This window comes from Candidatus Methylomirabilota bacterium, from assembly GCA_035936835.1.
GTDB lineage: Bacteria > Methylomirabilota > Methylomirabilia > Rokubacteriales > CSP1-6 > AR37.
Window position 1 is genome coordinate 1 of sequence record DASYVT010000140.1, and the last position, 15,324, is coordinate 15,324.

At 66.2% G+C, this 15,324-nt stretch carries 11 protein-coding genes, 2 tRNA genes and 2 rRNA genes; 1 reads left to right on the forward strand and 14 read right to left on the reverse strand.

Translation table 11 applies throughout. From position 1 onward, the window contains the following. The 5 genes from VGV06_12355 to tyrS all read right to left on the reverse strand — a co-directional run. Window positions 1-603: ribosomal RNA gene (locus tag VGV06_12355) — 23S ribosomal RNA — on the reverse strand; the annotation flags it as partial. A gap of 117 nt (window positions 604-720) precedes the next feature. Then, a tRNA-Ala gene (locus VGV06_12360) sits at window positions 721-796 on the reverse strand. A gap of 12 nt (window positions 797-808) precedes the next feature. After that, window positions 809-885 (reverse strand) — tRNA-Ile (locus VGV06_12365). A gap of 108 nt (window positions 886-993) precedes the next feature. Further along, window positions 994-2,556: ribosomal RNA gene (locus tag VGV06_12370) — 16S ribosomal RNA — on the reverse strand. Between the two features lie 306 nt (window positions 2,557-2,862). Continuing rightward, on the reverse strand, window positions 2,863-4,107 hold the full coding sequence (tyrS, locus tag VGV06_12375) for a tyrosine--tRNA ligase (GenBank protein HEV2055948.1): 1,245 nt from the start codon (window positions 4,105-4,107) through the stop codon (window positions 2,863-2,865). Between the two features lie 19 nt (window positions 4,108-4,126). Here tyrS and VGV06_12380 point away from each other — a divergent pair, with 19 nt between their 5' ends. Continuing rightward, on the forward strand, window positions 4,127-6,265 hold the full coding sequence (locus VGV06_12380; protein ID HEV2055949.1) for a PBP1A family penicillin-binding protein: 2,139 nt from the start codon (window positions 4,127-4,129) through the stop codon (window positions 6,263-6,265). 17 nt (window positions 6,266-6,282) lie between these two features. On the opposite strand, the gene VGV06_12385 is transcribed toward VGV06_12380, so the two are convergent. The 9 genes from VGV06_12385 to VGV06_12425 are packed head-to-tail and all read right to left on the reverse strand — an operon-like array spanning window position 6,283 to window position 14,957. Next, entirely contained in the window at window positions 6,283-6,579 is a 297-nt protein-coding gene (locus tag VGV06_12385) for a hypothetical protein (protein ID HEV2055950.1), read from the reverse strand. Between the two features lie 29 nt (window positions 6,580-6,608). Next, entirely contained in the window at window positions 6,609-8,084 is a 1,476-nt protein-coding gene (locus VGV06_12390) for a glycine--tRNA ligase (protein ID HEV2055951.1), read from the reverse strand. Between the two features lie 42 nt (window positions 8,085-8,126). Next, on the reverse strand, window positions 8,127-8,894 hold the full coding sequence (gene recO, locus VGV06_12395) for a DNA repair protein RecO (GenBank protein ID HEV2055952.1): 768 nt from the start codon (window positions 8,892-8,894) through the stop codon (window positions 8,127-8,129). 2 nt (window positions 8,895-8,896) lie between these two features. After that, complete coding sequence (gene era / locus VGV06_12400) at window positions 8,897-9,805, reverse strand: GTPase Era (GenBank protein ID HEV2055953.1); 909 nt, start codon at window positions 9,803-9,805, stop codon at window positions 8,897-8,899. Beyond that, complete coding sequence (gene ybeY, locus VGV06_12405; protein HEV2055954.1) at window positions 9,802-10,272, reverse strand: rRNA maturation RNase YbeY; 471 nt, start codon at window positions 10,270-10,272, stop codon at window positions 9,802-9,804. The genes era and ybeY overlap by 4 nt, the downstream gene beginning before the upstream one ends. 18 nt (window positions 10,273-10,290) lie before the next feature. Further along, a complete protein-coding gene (locus VGV06_12410; protein ID HEV2055955.1) occupies window positions 10,291-11,358 on the reverse strand; it encodes a PhoH family protein in 1,068 nt (355 codons plus the stop codon). After that, on the reverse strand, window positions 11,355-13,145 hold the full coding sequence (gene aspS, locus VGV06_12415; GenBank protein HEV2055956.1) for an aspartate--tRNA ligase: 1,791 nt from the start codon (window positions 13,143-13,145) through the stop codon (window positions 11,355-11,357). Before aspS ends, VGV06_12410 begins: the two co-directional genes overlap by 4 nt. Window positions 13,146-13,165: 20 nt before the next feature. Next, complete coding sequence (gene hisS, locus VGV06_12420) at window positions 13,166-14,434, reverse strand: histidine--tRNA ligase (GenBank protein ID HEV2055957.1); 1,269 nt, start codon at window positions 14,432-14,434, stop codon at window positions 13,166-13,168. 4 nt (window positions 14,435-14,438) lie between these two features. Beyond that, complete coding sequence (locus tag VGV06_12425) at window positions 14,439-14,957, reverse strand: gamma carbonic anhydrase family protein (protein HEV2055958.1); 519 nt, start codon at window positions 14,955-14,957, stop codon at window positions 14,439-14,441. Window positions 14,958-15,324 lie beyond the last annotated feature (367 nt).

The window sequence follows — 15,324 nt, forward strand, 5'->3', positions numbered from 1 at the left end:
CTCCCACCGCTTGTAGGCAAACGGTTTCAGGTTCTATTTCACTCCCCTCACCGGGGTTCTTTTCGCCTTTCCCTCACGGTACTGGTTCACTATCGGTCGCCAGGGAATATTTAGCCTTGGAGGGTGGTCCCTCCGGATTCCTACGGGGTTTCACGTGTCCCGTAGTACTTGGGAACGCTGGCCAGAGAGATCAGGACGATTTCGCCTACAGGGCTCTCACCTTCTGTGGCGGCTCTTTCCAGAGCCTTCAGCTATCGTCTGATTTTGTAACTCTCCGGGCTACACCCTACCAGCGCCCCGCAACCCCGGACTGGCTTGCGCCGATCCGGTTTAGGCTGTTCCCCTTTCGCTCGCCGCTACTCAGGGAATCGAGTTTTCTTTATTTTCCTCGAGGTACTGAGATGTTTCAGTTCCCTCGGTTCGCGTCTCGCCACCTATGGATTCAGTGACGGACGACTGGGCATTACCCCAGCCGGGTTCCCCCATTCGGGCATCCTCGGATCAAAGCCTGCTTGCGGCTCCCCGAGGCTTATCGCAGCTAGCCACGCCCTTCGTCGCTTCCTGGCGCCAAGGCATCCACCGTTCGCCCTTAGTAGCTTGACCACGAATTTCATTGCCTACGTACGGAGAACATCGCTTGGCTACACTCGAGAATCAACGTATTCAATTGTCAAAGAGCTTCGCGGCCGGAGCCGCGCCTCTCTCAATCGCGTTCACGCCTGGTGGAGATGACCGGATTCGAACCGGCGACCCCCTGCTTGCAAAGCAGGTGCTCTCCCAACTGAGCTACATCCCCAGCACGCCATTCTGGTGGGCCTTCCTGGGGTCGAACCAGGGACCTCGCGCTTATCAAGCGCGCGCTCTAGCCAGCTGAGCTAAAGGCCCAGAAGAAGAAAATGTTACTGGCTCACGCGAGAAAGTTAGAGCTGAAGAACGAAGCTGTGGAGGGCCCGGAGATCCGTGAAGGACCCCCGGACCCTCGAAGCTCCTTAGAAAGGAGGTGATCCAGCCGCAGGTTCCCCTACGGCTACCTTGTTACGACTTCACCCCAATCACCGACCATACCTTCGGCGCCTGCTCCCTTGCGGTTGGCTCAGCGACTTCTGGTACAACCGGCTTTCGTGGTGTGACGGGCGGTGTGTACAAGGCCCGGGAACGTATTCAGCGCAGCCTGCTGATCTGCGCTTACTAGCGATTCCGACTTCATGCAGGCGAGTTGCAGCCTGCAATCCGAACTGAGACCGACTTTGTGGGATTGCCTCCCCCTTGCGGGTTGGGAACCCTCTGTATCGGCCATTGTAGCATGTGTGTAGCCCTGGACATAAGGGGCATACGGACTTGACGTCATCCCCCCCTTCCTCCAGCTCTTCGCCGGCAGTTCCCCAAGAGTGCCCGGCATTACCCGATGGCAACATAGGGTGAGGGTTGCGCTCGTTGCGGGACTTAACCCAACACCTCACGGCACGAGCTGACGACAGCCATGCACCACCTGTGCAGGTTCCTGACTTAACAGGTCGTCGCCGTTTCCGGTTTCTACTTCCTGCATGTCAAGCCCAGGTAAGGTTCTTCGCTCTGCATCGAATTGAACCACATGCTCCACCGCTTGTGCGGGCCCCCGTCAATTCCTTTGAGTTTCAACCTTGCGGCCGTACTCCCCAGGCGGACGACTTAATGCGTTAGCTGCGGCACGGAGGGGACTGAACCCCCCCACACCTAGTCGTCATCGTTTACAGCGTGGACTACCGGGGTATCTAATCCCGTTTGCTCCCCACGCTTTCGCGCCTCAGCGTCAGGAATTGCCCAGAGACCCGCCTTCGCCACCGGTGTTCCTCCCGATCTCTACACATTTCACCGCTACACCGGGAATTCCAGTCTCCTCTGCAACCCTCAAGAACAGCAGTATCGATCGACGTTCTTCGGTTGAGCCGAAGGATTTCACGACCGACTTGCCATCCCGCCTACGCGCCCTTTACGCCCAGTAATTCCGAGCAACGCTTGCCCCCTCTGTCTTACCGCGGCTGCTGGCACAGAGTTGGCCGGGGCTTCCTCTGCAGGTACCGTCAAATGCCGGCGGTATTAACGCCGACACCCTTCTTTCCCACTGACAGTGGTTTACGACCCGAAGGCCTTCGTCCCACACGCGGCGTCACTCCGTCAGGCTTTCGCCCATTGCGGAAAATTCCCCACTGCTGCCTCCCGTAGGAGTCGGGGCCGTGTCTCAGTCCCCGTGTGACTGGTCGTCCTCTCAGACCAGCTACCCGTCATAGCCTTGGTGGGCCGTTACCCCGCCAACTAGCTGATAGGCCGCGAGCCCCTCCAAGAGCGGCAGCTTGCGCCACCTTTCCTCCCCAGACCTGTCGATCCGAGGAACGTATCCGGTATTAGCCCCCCTTTCGAGGGGGTATCCCGAACTCAAGGGCAGGTTACCCACGTGTTACTCACCCGTGCGCCACTAGGACCACGACATGATTGCTCACACCATGATCCTCGTTCGACTTGCATGTGTTAAGTACGCCGCCAGCGTTCGCTCTGAGCCAGGATCAAACTCGCCATGAAAAATCGACAAACTTGAAGACCTGGTCCCTAAAAGCCCAACCAAGATGTTGCATCGGTCGAGCGCAAGGTACTCAGTAGTTACGGATGGTGCTCACACTTCGTCGGTGAGCCAGTAACATATGCGATTTTCAAAGAACGGCGGGGTAATGACCCCTTTGGATGAGGTGGAACAGGTCAGCTTGAGTGCTTCCGACCCGCTACCGTCTCTCAACACCCACCCCAGAGGCGTTGCCACCTATGAGGATGGGCAAGGGGTGATACTACTCGGGACGTAAAAGCCTGTCAAGTAAATCCTTCTCAGACTCGCTAGTCTTCGAGAACCACTCTCTTGAAGCGCCTCTTGCCTACCCGGATAAGGTATCCTCGCCCCGGCGATAAGGTCTGGTTGGCATCCGAGACACGGCTTCCATCCACCTCGACAGCCCCTTGTTGGATCATCCGGTGGGCCTCAGAAGAGGAGACCACCAAGCCGGCCTCCTTAATCACCTTCCAGACAGGCCAAGCGTCTCGCCCGGCGGGAAGAACGGAGCCCGGAAGAGCCCCTTTCACCGGAAGCCTTATCTCTTCAATATTGTTAGGGTTTTTCTTATCCTGGAAGACCCGTTTGAAGTTCGCCTCTGCTCCGGATGCCTCCTGTTGGCCGTGGTAGGCAGCCGTTACCGTCCAAGCCAGCCGCTTCTTGGCCTCCATCGGATGAAGCTTCTTCAGGGCCTGGATCTCCTCCTCTGAAACCCGGGTCACCAACTCGAAGTACCTGAACATCAGGTCGTCCGAGACTGACATGAGCTTTCCGTACATGTCGGCCGGCGGGTCGGCAATGCCGACTGCGTTGCCGAGGCTCTTCGACATCTTCTGTACGCCGTCGAGGCCTTCGAGGATCGGCACGGTCAGCGCCACCTGGGGCTCCTGGCCGTGCGCGCGCTGGAGATCGCGGCCCACCAGCAGGTTGAAAGTCTGGTCCGTGCCTCCAAGCTCGACGTCGGATCCCAGCGCGACAGAGTCGTACCCTTGCGCGAGCGGATACAGCAGCTCGTGAAGACTGATGGGACGCCCAGAGGCGTAGCGGTTGGCGAAGTCCTCGCGCTGGAGCATCTGCGCCACCGTGAGGTGCGCGGCCTCCCGAATGATGTTCTCGAACGTCAACGGAGCCAGCCACGTGGAGTTGAACTCCACGCGCGTCCTGCTCATGTCCAGGACCTTGCCCAGCTGCGAGCGATACGTCTCGGCGTTGACGCGGATCTCGTCCCAGGTGAGCGGCTTGCGCGTCTCCGAGCGGCCCGTGGGATCGCCGATCATCCCGGTGAAGTCACCGATGATGATGATGATCTGGTGGCCGAGCTCCTGGAAATCGCGCAGCTTTTGGAGGACGACCGTGTGCCCAAGGTGGAGGTCGGGCGCCGTGGGGTCGAGGCCCAGCTTGACCTTCAGCGGGCTCCCGGTCCGCTCCGAGCGCTCGAGCTTTGCGCGCAGATCGGCCTCGACGACGATCTCGGCGGCGCCGCGGCGGATGCGGGCCATCTGGGCGTCGATCGAAGGACGGGTCGCGCTCACGTGGGTATAATAGCAATCCATGGCCCGCGAGCCACGAGGGAAACCGCGTTCCAAGCCCCTGAAGCGCCGCCGGCGCTGGCTGCGCCTGCTCCTCGTGCCCATGGTAGTCGTGGTCGCCGTCGGCGTGCTCGCCGCCGGCGTCTCGGCGTTCTGGGTGCTGACGATCCTGCCGCGCTCCCTGCCCTCCGTCACCCAGCTGGAGAGCCTCGAGCCCAGCGTCGGCTCGAAGGTCTACGACGAGAACGATGAGCCAATCACCGAGTTCCACGTCGAGCGACGCATCTTCGTGACGCTCGGCCAGATGCCGCAGGCGCTCAAGCAGGCCGTCATTGCAACAGAGGACGCACGTTTCTATTCCCACTTCGGCGTAGACCCGATGGGCATCGCGCGGGCGGTCTACCAGAACTTCCGCCGCGGACGCATCGTGGAGGGCGGCAGCACCATCACCCAGCAGCTGGCCAAGGTCCTCTTCCTCACGCCGGACAGGAGCCTCGACCGCAAGCTGAAGGAGGCGGTGCTCGCCATCGAGCTCGAGCGCCGCTACTCCAAGGACCGCATTCTCGAGATGTACCTCAACCAAATCTACTTCGGCCACGGCGCCTTCGGCGTCGAGGCCGCCTCGCGCACCTTCTTCGGCAAGGGCGTGAGCGAGCTCGCGCCAGCGGAGTGCGCGCTCCTAGCGGGGCTGCCGAAGGCGCCGGCAACCTACTCGCCCTTCGAGCACCCGGAGGCCGCCATGCGGCGGCGCGCCATCGTGCTGACGCGCATGGTGGACACGGGGGCGATGAAGCCCAGCCAGGCCAAGCGCCTCGCCGAGGTGGCCCTCGACCTGGTGCCGCCGGAGCGCCGCCGCACGACGGGCCAGTATTACCTCGAGTACGTCCAGCAGTACCTCGAGGCGCAGTACGGCGCCGACCTCGTCTTCAAGGGCGGACTGCACGTCTACACCACGCTGTCGCCCGCCATGCAGCTCAAGGCGGAAGCCTCGCTGCGCGACGGGCTGCGTGCGCTCGAGACGCGCCGCGCCTCGTCGGCGGGCAAAAACGCGCCGGCTCCGGAGCGGCCAGAGGGAGCGTTGCTCGCCCTCGAGCCCCAGACCGGCTACATCCGCGCCATGGTGGGCGGCTACGACTTCTTCAAGAGCGAGTTCAACCGCGCGGTGCAGGCCCACCGCCAGCCGGGCTCCGCCTTCAAACCCTTCGTGTACATGGCAGCGCTCGAGTCCGGGCAGACGCCGGCCAGCGTGGTGGACGACTCGCCCATCCAGTACCCGCTCGCCGGCGGGAAGATCTGGAAGCCGGACAACTACGACAGGAAGTTCCGCGGCCCCATCACCTACCAGCGGGCGCTCGAAGAATCCATCAACGTCGCGGCCATCAAGGTCCAGGAGCGGACCGGCATCCGACGCACCGTGGACATCGCCCGCCGCCTCGGCGTGGACAGCCCGCTTCAGGAGAACCTGTCGATCGCGCTGGGCACGTCAGACCTGACGCTGCTCGAGCTGACCTCGGCCTACGGCGCGCTCGCCAACCAGGGCACGTGGGTCAAACCGACCGCCATCCGCTACGTGCTGGACTCGCAGCGCAAGCTCCTCGAGGAGAACGTGCCGCAGGGGCGGCAGGCGCTCCCTGCCGATCTCGCCTACGTCATGACCCACATGATGAAGGGCACCGTCGAGCGCGGCACGGGTCACGCGGCCAAGGCCCTCGGCAGGCCCGTGGCGGCCAAGACGGGCACGACGAACGACTACTCCAACGCTTGGTTCATCGGCTTCACACCGACATTGGCCACGGGCGTCTGGGTCGGCTACGACCGCCCGAAGAGCCTCGGCAAGGACGAGACGGGCTCGCGCGTGGCGGTGCCGATCTGGACGACCTTCATGAAGGAGGCGCTGGCAGGCAAGCCGGTGGAGGACTTCCCGGTGCCGGAGGGCGTGGTGATCGTGCCGGTGGATCTCTCGGCGTCGGGCTCCTGCGTCAAGCCCGTGATGATGGCCTTCCTGGCCGGCACCGAGCCCAGGAACACCTGCGGGCCCTTGCGGGGCGGGACCAAGGGCGACTCGCCGGCGACGCCAAGCACGCCGCCTACCGAGGCAGCCACCGGTGCGGCGCCAACCGGCTCAGCCCAGACGCCGAAGCCCCCAGCTCAGGGCCAGTAGGGCCCGCCCGCGCGTCGTTACCGGCTCGGGTGCGCCCGAAGCCAGGCTTGGAGATCGGGCCGCTTGGCGAGCTCGGCTCGCGTTCCTTCGACATAACACTTGTTCAAGGCCGGCACATCCTGCTGGCCTCCCTGAGGCAGCGACGTCCACACGCGCAGGTACGAATCGACCCTATCCACCAGAATGTTCTTGCCCCCCGCGCACCGTGTCGCGACGTCCCAAGCCATGTCGCGGAGCGCGGCTTCCTCTGGAGAGGCCGTCGCGCAGGAAGCCAGCAGGAGAGAGGACACCAGATGCGTCCGGGTCGAGAGCATACACATGTCCACCAGGGTGGGGTCGGCCTCTACTTCTCGATCTGCCGCTCGAAGCGGGCGGCGACCTGGGCCCAGGCGCCACCGCTCAGGAGATCGTGGAAGACCCCGGGCAGCGCGTCGATGGGGACGCGGGCCTGCGCCATCGAGTCGCGATCGCGTATCGTCACCTTGCCGTCGCCCGCCTCGCCCTTCTCGCTGTCGCCCGCGGTCTGCACGTCCACGGTGACGCAGTAGGGCGTGCCGACTTCGTCCTGGCGCCTGTAGAGCCTGCCGATGGCCGCCGTGTCGTCGTACACGACTCGCCACTGCTTGGCGAGATCGGCGCGGATCGCGTGAGCGGCACGCACGATCTCATCGCGCTTCTTGAGAAGCGGCAGGACGGCCACCTTCACCGGCGCCAGCTCGGGGTGGAAGCGCAGGACCACCCGCTTCTCGCCCCGCACCTCTTCCTCGACGTAGGCATCGGCCATGAAGGCGAGGAGCGCGCGGTCTACGCCGATCGCGGGCTCGATGACGTAGGGCACGACGTGCTCCTTGCGCTCGTCGTCGAAGTACGTCAGCGACTTGCCGCTGAACTTCGAGTGCTGCTTCAGGTCGAAGTCCGTCCGGTTGGCGATACCCATCAGCTCGCTCCAGCCGATGGGGAAGCGATAGTCGATGTCCACGGTGCGCTTGGAGTAGTGCGAGAGCTCGTCTTTATCATGCTCGCGCAGCTTCAGATTTTCCTCGCGCAGCCCGTAGCGCCGGAACCACGCCATGCAGTCCGCGATCCACCGGTCGTGCCAGTACTCGTCGGCGGGCCGCCCCTCGACGGCGTCCCGCGGGTTGACGAAGTACTCGATCTCCATCTGCTCGAACTCCCGCGTCCGGAAGATGAAGTTGCCGGGCGTGATCTCGTTGCGGAACGATCGCCCGGCCTGAGCGATGCCAAAAGGGAGTTTCATCCGCATGGACTGAAGCACGTTGTCGAAGTTGACGAACATGGCCTGGGCCGTCTCGGGTCGGAGGTAGGCGACGGACGCGTCCTCTTCGACCGGGCCCATGAAGGTCTTGAACATGAGGTTGAACTGGCGCGGCGCCGTCAGGTCGCCCTTGCCGCAGTCGGGACACAGCGTCCGCCGCGCGCCGCAGTGCGAGCACGGCTCCCCGGCAGGAATCGTGAACTTGTTCCCCTTGGTCGCGGGGCAGTAGTGCGTCCACGGCAGCGCGGCCACGTGGTCCGCGCGGAAGCGCAGCTTGCACTCCCGGCAGTCCACCATGGGGTCGGTGAAGTGGTCCAGGTGCCCGCTCGCCTTCCACACCATCGGGTGCATCAGGATCGACGCGTCGATGCCCACCATGTCCGCGCGGCTCTGGACGAAGTCCCGCCACAAGAGCCGCTTGATGTTCTGCTTGAGCTCGACACCCAGCGGGCCGTAGTCGTAGCAGGAGCCCGTGCCGCCGTAGATCTCGCTCGACTGGAAGATGAAACCGCGCCGCTTGCAGAGGGAAACGAGCGTGTCCATGGTCACCGACATGGGGTCAGGATAGCACGGCGATTGCGGGGATCAGGGATGCGCGGTGAGCGTGCGGCGGGTCTGGGCGAGAAAGCGGGCGGAGCGCGGCGGGTGGCCGATGAGGCGGGTCATGACGCCCTCGAGCGTCGCCGCCAGCTCCGCGTCGAGGTCGGCGGCGAGCGGCACCCGGAGCCCTTCCTCCCACGCCAGGGCGCGCAGCCGCTTGAGGAGCCCGACGGCGGGGCCCGAGAGCGGGAGCGCGTCCGCGCCGGCCCCGCAGCGGCCGCAGAGAAGTCCGCCTGCCGTCACGTCGAGGGCGGCCTCGGGAAACGGGTAAGCGCGCCCGCACTCGATGCAGCGGTCGATCCGCGGCCGGTGGCCGAGGAGGTCCACCGCGCGCAGTGCGAAGCAGCTGGCGACCCGCTGAGGCCGGGCGCCGGAGTCGAGCGCGCGGAGGCTTCGCAGGGTAAGCCCGAAGAGGGCCGGCTGCGAATCGCGATCCGGCGTGAGCCGCGTCAGGCACTCGATGACCCACGCCCCCTGCCCCAGCCGCTCCAGGTGCTCGCGCACCCGCACGAAGGGGTGGACGATGTCGAAGTGGTCCACGCGCACCAGCTCGCTGCGCCCCGTGTCGAAGAAGACCAGCTCGCCCAGCGTGAAGAGCTCGAGCGCGCTGCCGAAGCGGGAGCGCATCCGCCGCGCCGACTTGGCGACCCCGCGGACGCGCCCATGGTCGCGCGTGTAGAAGTCCACCAGCCGGTCGCTCTCGCCGAGCGCCCGGCGCCCGATGACGATGCCCTGCGTCCGGTAGAGCGCCATCGTCAGGACGTCAGCAAGAAGCCGAACTCCTTGAGGGCCCGATCGTCTGTTCTCCAGTTTCGTCTCACCGCCACCGCGAGCTCGAGGAACACCTTGATCCCGAAGAAGCGCTCGAGGTCTTCGCGCGCCGTGGTGCCGATCCGCTTGAGGGTCGCCCCGCCCTTGCCGATCAGGATGCCTTTCTGCGAGTCGCGCTCGACGAAGATGCTCGCCCGGATGTACAGGCACTCGGGGCGCTTGCGCTCGCTGATCTCCGCCACGCGAACCGCGCAGGCGTACGGCACTTCCTGGTTTGTCAGGCGGAAGATCTTCTCGCGTATCGTCTCGGCGACCCAAAAGGTCTCGGGCTGGTCGGTCAGCGACTCTCGCGGGAAGTGCGGCGGTCGCTGCGGCATGGCCGCCACGATGAGGGCCAGCAGGTGCTCGCAGTTCTCCCCGGTCTCGGCCGACACCGGCACGATCTCCTTGAAGGCAAACGCGGCGCAGCAGGCGGAGATGAGCGCCAGGAGCTTCGACTTGGGAGCGACGAGATCGATCTTGTTGAGGACGGCGTACACGGGAACGCGCGCGCCCTTGAGGCGCTCGAAGATGGCGCGGTCGAGCCGCTCGGGTTTCTCGGTCGCCTCGAGAACCAGGCAGACGAGGTCGACGTCCTGAAGCGCCCGCTCCGCGGTCCTGACCATGAGCTTGCCGAGCCGGCCCGTGCTCTCGTGCAGGCCCGGCGTATCCACGAAGACCACCTGGGCGTGAGGCAGGTGCTTGATGCCTGTGATGCGCGTCCGGGTGGTCTGCGGCCGGCGCGAGACGATGGCCATCTTCTCGCCCACGAGACGGTTGAGAAGCGTAGACTTGCCGACGTTCGGCCGGCCCACCAGCGCGACGAAGCCCGCCCTGTGCCCGGAATCGGTCATCGCGGCTCGAGGAGCCCGTTCCAGAGACGCGACGGCGCGCGCCGCCCGGTCTCCGCCAGGATCTCCCGCTCGCGCTCGTGCATGAGCCGCGCCTCCCGAGGCTCGTGGTCGTCCCAGCCCGCCAGATGCAGGAGCCCGTGGACCACCAGCAGGTCGAGCTCGAGCGCCACCGACACGCCGACGCGCCGGGCCTGCCGCCTCGCCGTGTCCGCGCAGACGATCACCTCGCCCATGAGGCGAGACGGCCCGGTCGCGTGGAAATCCGCCTCGAGGTCGAAGGCGAGCACATCGGTGGTCGTGCGCCTGCGGAGGTAGCGCGCGTTGAGCCGCCGGATCGCGGGGTCGTCCACCACGGTAACGTCGACATGGAGATCGGCGCGCCCGAGCGCGCGCAGCGCGGCCTCTGCCGTAGCGCGCAGTCTCGGCGTCGAGACGCGGACGCGGCGCTGGCGATTGCTGACGGCCACGGGCCTCAAGCGCCCACCCTAACCCTCTCCCTCCAGAGGAGGGCGAGCGGGAGAAGCCAGGGTGCTCGAGTCTCCCTCTCCCCCACCGGGGGAGAGGGCAGGGTGAGGGGGCGTGCGCCGGCCGGGCTTGACGCGGTCGTAGGCACGCACGATGGCGGAGACGAGGTCGTGGCGGACCACGTCGCGGTGGTCGAAATAGACGAAGTGGATACCGTCGATCCCCTCCAGCACGGTCTGGATCTCGATGAGCCCAGACGGACGGCTGGCCGGCAGGTCCACCTGCGTGATGTCCCCCGTGATGACCATCTTCGAGTTGAAGCCGAGGCGCGTCAGGAACATCTTCATCTGCTCCGATGTCGTGTTCTGCGCCTCGTCGAGGATGATGAACGCGTCGTTGAGCGTGCGGCCGCGCATGTACGCGAGCGGCGCGATCTCGATCGCCCCCTTCTCGCTGAGCGTGGCGACCTTCTCGGCCTCGATCATGTCGTACAGCGCATCGTAGAGCGGCCGGAGGTAGGGATGGAACTTCTCGATCAGGTCGCCCGGCAGGAAACCCAGCCGCTCGCCCGCCTCGACCGCCGGGCGCGTCAGGATGATGCGCGAGACCTCACGCTTGACGAGGGCGGAGACCGCCATGGCGACGGCGAGGTAGGACTTGCCGGTGCCCGCCGGCCCGATGGAGATGACGAGGTCGTGGCTCCTGATCGCGTCGAGGTAGCGCTTCTGGTTGGCCGTCTTCGGGCTGATCAGCTTGCGCCGCGACGGCACCACGATGGCGTCGGCCAGGAAACCCTTGAGGTCAGTGTCCGGCTCGGCGCCGGCGATGCGGAGGGCCGAGCGGATGTCGGACGCGCCCAGCGACGGCCGCGCGCGCAGCATGTCGATCAGCTCGCGCAGCACCTTCTCCGCCTGCTGGAGCCTTCCCTCGTCGCCCCGGAGCGTGATGTCGTGGCCGCGGGAGGTGACCTGGACGTTGTACTGCGTCTCGAGCAGCTTTAGGTGTTCGTCATTGCGCCCGAGCAAGGCGAGCAGGTTGAGGTCCGGCGGAATCAGGACGCGGCGGGTGGCGCTGGCGACTTCGGTCACGCGGGGCCGGCTCCTTCGACGATGCGGATTCCGAGGTCGCGGAGCTGGCGCGCGTCCACCGGAGCGGGAGCGTCGGTGAGCGGGCAGGTGCCCTTCTGCGTCTTCGGAAATGCGATGACCTCGCGGATGGACTCCTGCCCAACCAGGCTCGCCGCCAGCCGGTCGAGTCCGAAGGCGATACCTCCCATCGGCGGCGCGCCGAACTCGAGGGCCTCCAGCAGGAAGCCGAAGCGCGCCCGCGCCTCCTCCTTGGAGATGCCGATCAGGCCGAAGAGGCGCTCCTGGACCGACTGCTGGTGTATGCGGATAGAGCCGCCGGCGGCCTCCTGGCCGTTGAGCACGAGGTCATACGCCTTCGCCCGCGCCTTGCCCGGGTCGGACTCGAGCAGCGGCAGGTCCTCATCGCGCGGCGCCGTGAACGGATGGTGGACGGCGTCCCAGCGCTTCTCGTCCGCGTTCCATTCCACGAGAGGAAAGTCGATGACCCATGCAAAGACGTCGCGGTCTTCCGGGATGAGCGTGAACCGCCTGGCCAGGTCCACGCGCAGGCGGCCGAGGACCGTCGCGGCAACCGCCGGGGCGTCGCCCACCAGCAGCACGAGGTCGCCGGCGGCCGCGCCGCATAGGCTCAGCAGCCGCTCCTGGACGGCGGAGAGGAACTTGGCGACCGGCGAGTTGAGACCCTCCGCCGTCACCTTGATCCAGACCAGCCCCTTGGCCCCGGCCTGCTTGGCCTCGGCCGTGAGGTCGTCAAGCTCCTTGCGGGACATAGAGCCGGCTCCGGGGATGCGGAGCGCCTTGACGGCGCCACCGCCCGCCACGACCTGGGCGAAGGCCTGGAACTCGCCGCCCACAAAGAGCGCGGTCACGTCCTGGAGCTCGAGGCCGAAGCGCAGGTCGGGTTTGTCGGAGCCGAATCGCGCCATGGCCTCGTCGTAGGCCAGCCGCGGGAACGGCAGCGCGAGCTCCACCCCCTTCACCCGGCGCCAGATCGCGGCGACCAAGCCCTCGACGATGGGCAGAAAGTCGTCGCGGTCGAGGAAGGAGGTCTCGATGTCGACCTGGGTGAACTCCGGCTGGCGGTCCTTGCGGAGATCCTCGTCGCGAAAGCAGCGGACGATCTGGAAATAGCGCTCGAAGCCCGCCACCATCAGGAGCTGCTTGAAGAGCTGGGGTGACTGCGGCAGCGCGTAGAAGGAGCCCGCCTGGAGCCGGCTCGGCACGAGGAAGTCGCGCGCGCCCTCCGGAGTCGAGCGAGTCAGGAAGGGCGTTTCCACCTCGAGGAAGCCGTGCTCGTGAAGGTAGTCGCGCACGGCCCGGCAGAGCAGGTCGCGCACCTGGAACGCCTTGAGGACGGGAGCGCGGCGCATGTCGAGGTAGCGGTACTTGAGACGGAGCGTCTCGTCCACCTCCGCGTCGGCGCCCAAATCGATCTGAAACGGCAGCGGCCGGCTCTCATTCAGAATCTTGGCCTCCGAGACAAGCACTTCTATTTCGCCTGTCGGGAGCCGCGGATTAACTGTGTCGGCTGGTCGAGGATTAACCTGTCCCTTGACGGCCACAACGAACTCCGGACGCATACGTTGGGCCTTGAGGAATGCCTCGTGGCCTGCCGTCGGGTAGAAAACGCACTGAGTTATACCTTCACGATCCCTCAGGTCGATGAAGATCATGCCACCATGATCACGCCGTCGAGCCACCCAACCCATGAGGATGACGGGTTCCCCTTGCCGAGCGGGTTCTCGGCGCAGTTCGCCGCAACTGTTCGTCCGCTTCCAACTGCCCATTGGCTCGACGTGCACGTCGCTCACGAACCCGCGCCTCCGCCGCCGAGCGAGATCAGCTCCTGGGCCAACCGCGCGATCGGCACGCGCCGCTGCTCTCCCGTCTTCATCTCGCGCAGCACCGCCTCCCCGGCCGCCAGCTCGTTCTCCCCCGCGATCACCGCGTAGGCGACGCCGAGCTTGTTGGCCCGCTCGAGCTCGCGCGGCAGCTTGCGGGCGCCATAGCCCAGCTCGGCGGCCACTCCGCCCTGGCGGACCGCGCGCGCGACGGGCATCAGGCGCTGGAGCGCCTGGTCTCCCAGCGGCACCAGGAGCACGAACGGGCGCGAGGCCGCCTCCGCGTCCCCAAGGAGAAGAACCACCCGCTCGAGGCCGATGGCGAAGCCGATGCCGGGGTCGGCGGGGCCGCCCAGGCGCTCGATCAGGCCGTCGTAGCGCCCGCCGCCCGCAACCGCGTCCTGGGCGCCGAGGTCCGCGGTCTTCACCTCAAAGGTGGTGCGCACGTAGTAGTCGAGGCCGCGCACGAGGCGCGGCGTCACCGTGTAGGCCTGCCCCATGACGTCGAGGTAGCCGCGCACGCTCTCGAAGTGCTTCGCGGCCTCGGGCGAGAGCGAGTCGAGGATAGACGGCGCCTTCTCGATAACGGGCTGGCAGTCGGGCACCTTGCAGTCCAGCACGCGGAGCGGGTTGCGCCCGAGCCGGGCCTGGCATTCCCCGCAGAGCGCCGCGGCGTGGGGCCGGAGGTAGTCCACGAGCCGGGCGATATATGCCGCGCGGTCGCCGGCGTCGCCGATGGAATTGACGTGCAGCGCCAAGCGCTCGCGGAGCCCGAGGGCGAAGAAGAAGTCCATCAGCATGCAGATGACTTCCGCGTCCACCGCGGGATTGACCTCGCCGAGCGCCTCGACGTTGGCCTGATGGAACTGCCGGTAGCGCCCCGCCTGCGGGCGCTCATAGCGGAACATGGGGCCGGCCGTGTAGAGGCGGACGGGCTTGGCCTCGACCTGGAAGCCGTGCTCAATGTAGGCGCGCAGGAGCCCGGCGGTCGCCTCGGGCCGGAGCGTTAGCGAGTCGCCGCCGCGATCCTCGAACGTATACATCTCCTTCTTGACAATGTCGGTCTCGTCGCCGATGCCGCGGGCGAAGAGCTCGGTGCGCTCGAACAGCGGCAGCCTGATCTCGCGGTAGCCGTAGGCCTCGAAGGTCTTTCGCCCCGCGGCCTCTACGCGCTGCCACTTGACCGTCTCCGACGGCAGGATGTCGCGGACGCCCCGCACCGCCTTGATGGCCATGATCTCAGGCGCCCCGCGCGGCCCTGTACTCGGCCGCGAGGCCGATGTAGCTCTTGGCCGAGCGGTAGATCAGCTCGAGGTCCTTCTCGCTCACGGAGCGCTTGACCCGCGCGGGGGCGCCCATGAGCAGGCTGCCCTTGGGCACGAGCGTGCCGGGCGAGACGACGGCGCCGGCGGCGACCACGCACTCCTCCTCGAGCACCGCGCCGTCCAGCACGACGGCGCCGATGCCGATGAGGCAGTTCGACTTGATGTGGCAGCCGTGGAGCCGCGCGGCGTGGCCGACCGTGACGTAGTCCTCGAGTATGGTCGGCGTGCCGTTGCGGTTTACGTGGACGACGGTGCCGTCCTGGAGGTTGGTCCCGCGGCCGACGCGGATGAAGTTCACGTCTCCCCGGATTATGGTTGAGAACCAGACGCTCGACTCTTCGCCGAGCTCCACGTCGCCGATGACGTCGGCGGAGTCCGCGATCCAGGCGGACAGGTGCACCTTGGGCACGACGCCCCGGTACGCGTGGATCATCTATCTCCCCTCACCCTTGTATCTTGCCGGGAGGCGGGAAATGATACGAGGGAAGAGCAGGCCGGGCGTGACAGACCGACTCACCCCAGGTCATCCGAGGCCGCAGGGTAGCATGGGTCGTCACACCCGTTTCCTCCACAGCCCGAACAGTCGCCTGGGCCAGAGCACTGAGCCCGCATCGTGCAAGGACGGGCAACGAGGAGATCCTATGAGGACCGCGGCCGCGCAGTTCGTCGGCATCGATGTGTCGAAGGCGCAGTTGGATGTGGCGGTCCGCCCCCGCGGCGAGACCTGGACGGTGGTGCATGACGAGGCCGGGCTGAGCGGCCTCGTCGCGCGGCTGCGCACCCTGGCCCCCGCGCTGATC

Excerpts from the sequence above, each read along its gene's own strand:
- recO (HEV2055952.1), bottom strand. The coding sequence starts at position 8,894 with ATGGCGCTCTACCGGACGCAGGGCATCGTCATCGGGCGCCGGGCGCTC.
- VGV06_12385 (HEV2055950.1), bottom strand. The coding sequence starts at position 6,579 with ATGCTCTCGACCCGGACGCATCTGGTGTCCTCTCTCCTGCTGGCTTCC.
- VGV06_12425 (HEV2055958.1), bottom strand. The coding sequence starts at position 14,957 with ATGATCCACGCGTACCGGGGCGTCGTGCCCAAGGTGCACCTGTCCGCC.
- aspS (HEV2055956.1), bottom strand. The coding sequence starts at position 13,145 with ATGGGCAGTTGGAAGCGGACGAACAGTTGCGGCGAACTGCGCCGAGAA.
- era (HEV2055953.1), bottom strand. The coding sequence starts at position 9,805 with ATGACCGATTCCGGGCACAGGGCGGGCTTCGTCGCGCTGGTGGGCCGG.
- VGV06_12390 (HEV2055951.1), bottom strand. The coding sequence starts at position 8,084 with ATGGACACGCTCGTTTCCCTCTGCAAGCGGCGCGGTTTCATCTTCCAG.
- VGV06_12380 (HEV2055949.1), top strand. The coding sequence starts at position 4,127 with ATGGCCCGCGAGCCACGAGGGAAACCGCGTTCCAAGCCCCTGAAGCGC.
- hisS (HEV2055957.1), bottom strand. The coding sequence starts at position 14,434 with ATGGCCATCAAGGCGGTGCGGGGCGTCCGCGACATCCTGCCGTCGGAG.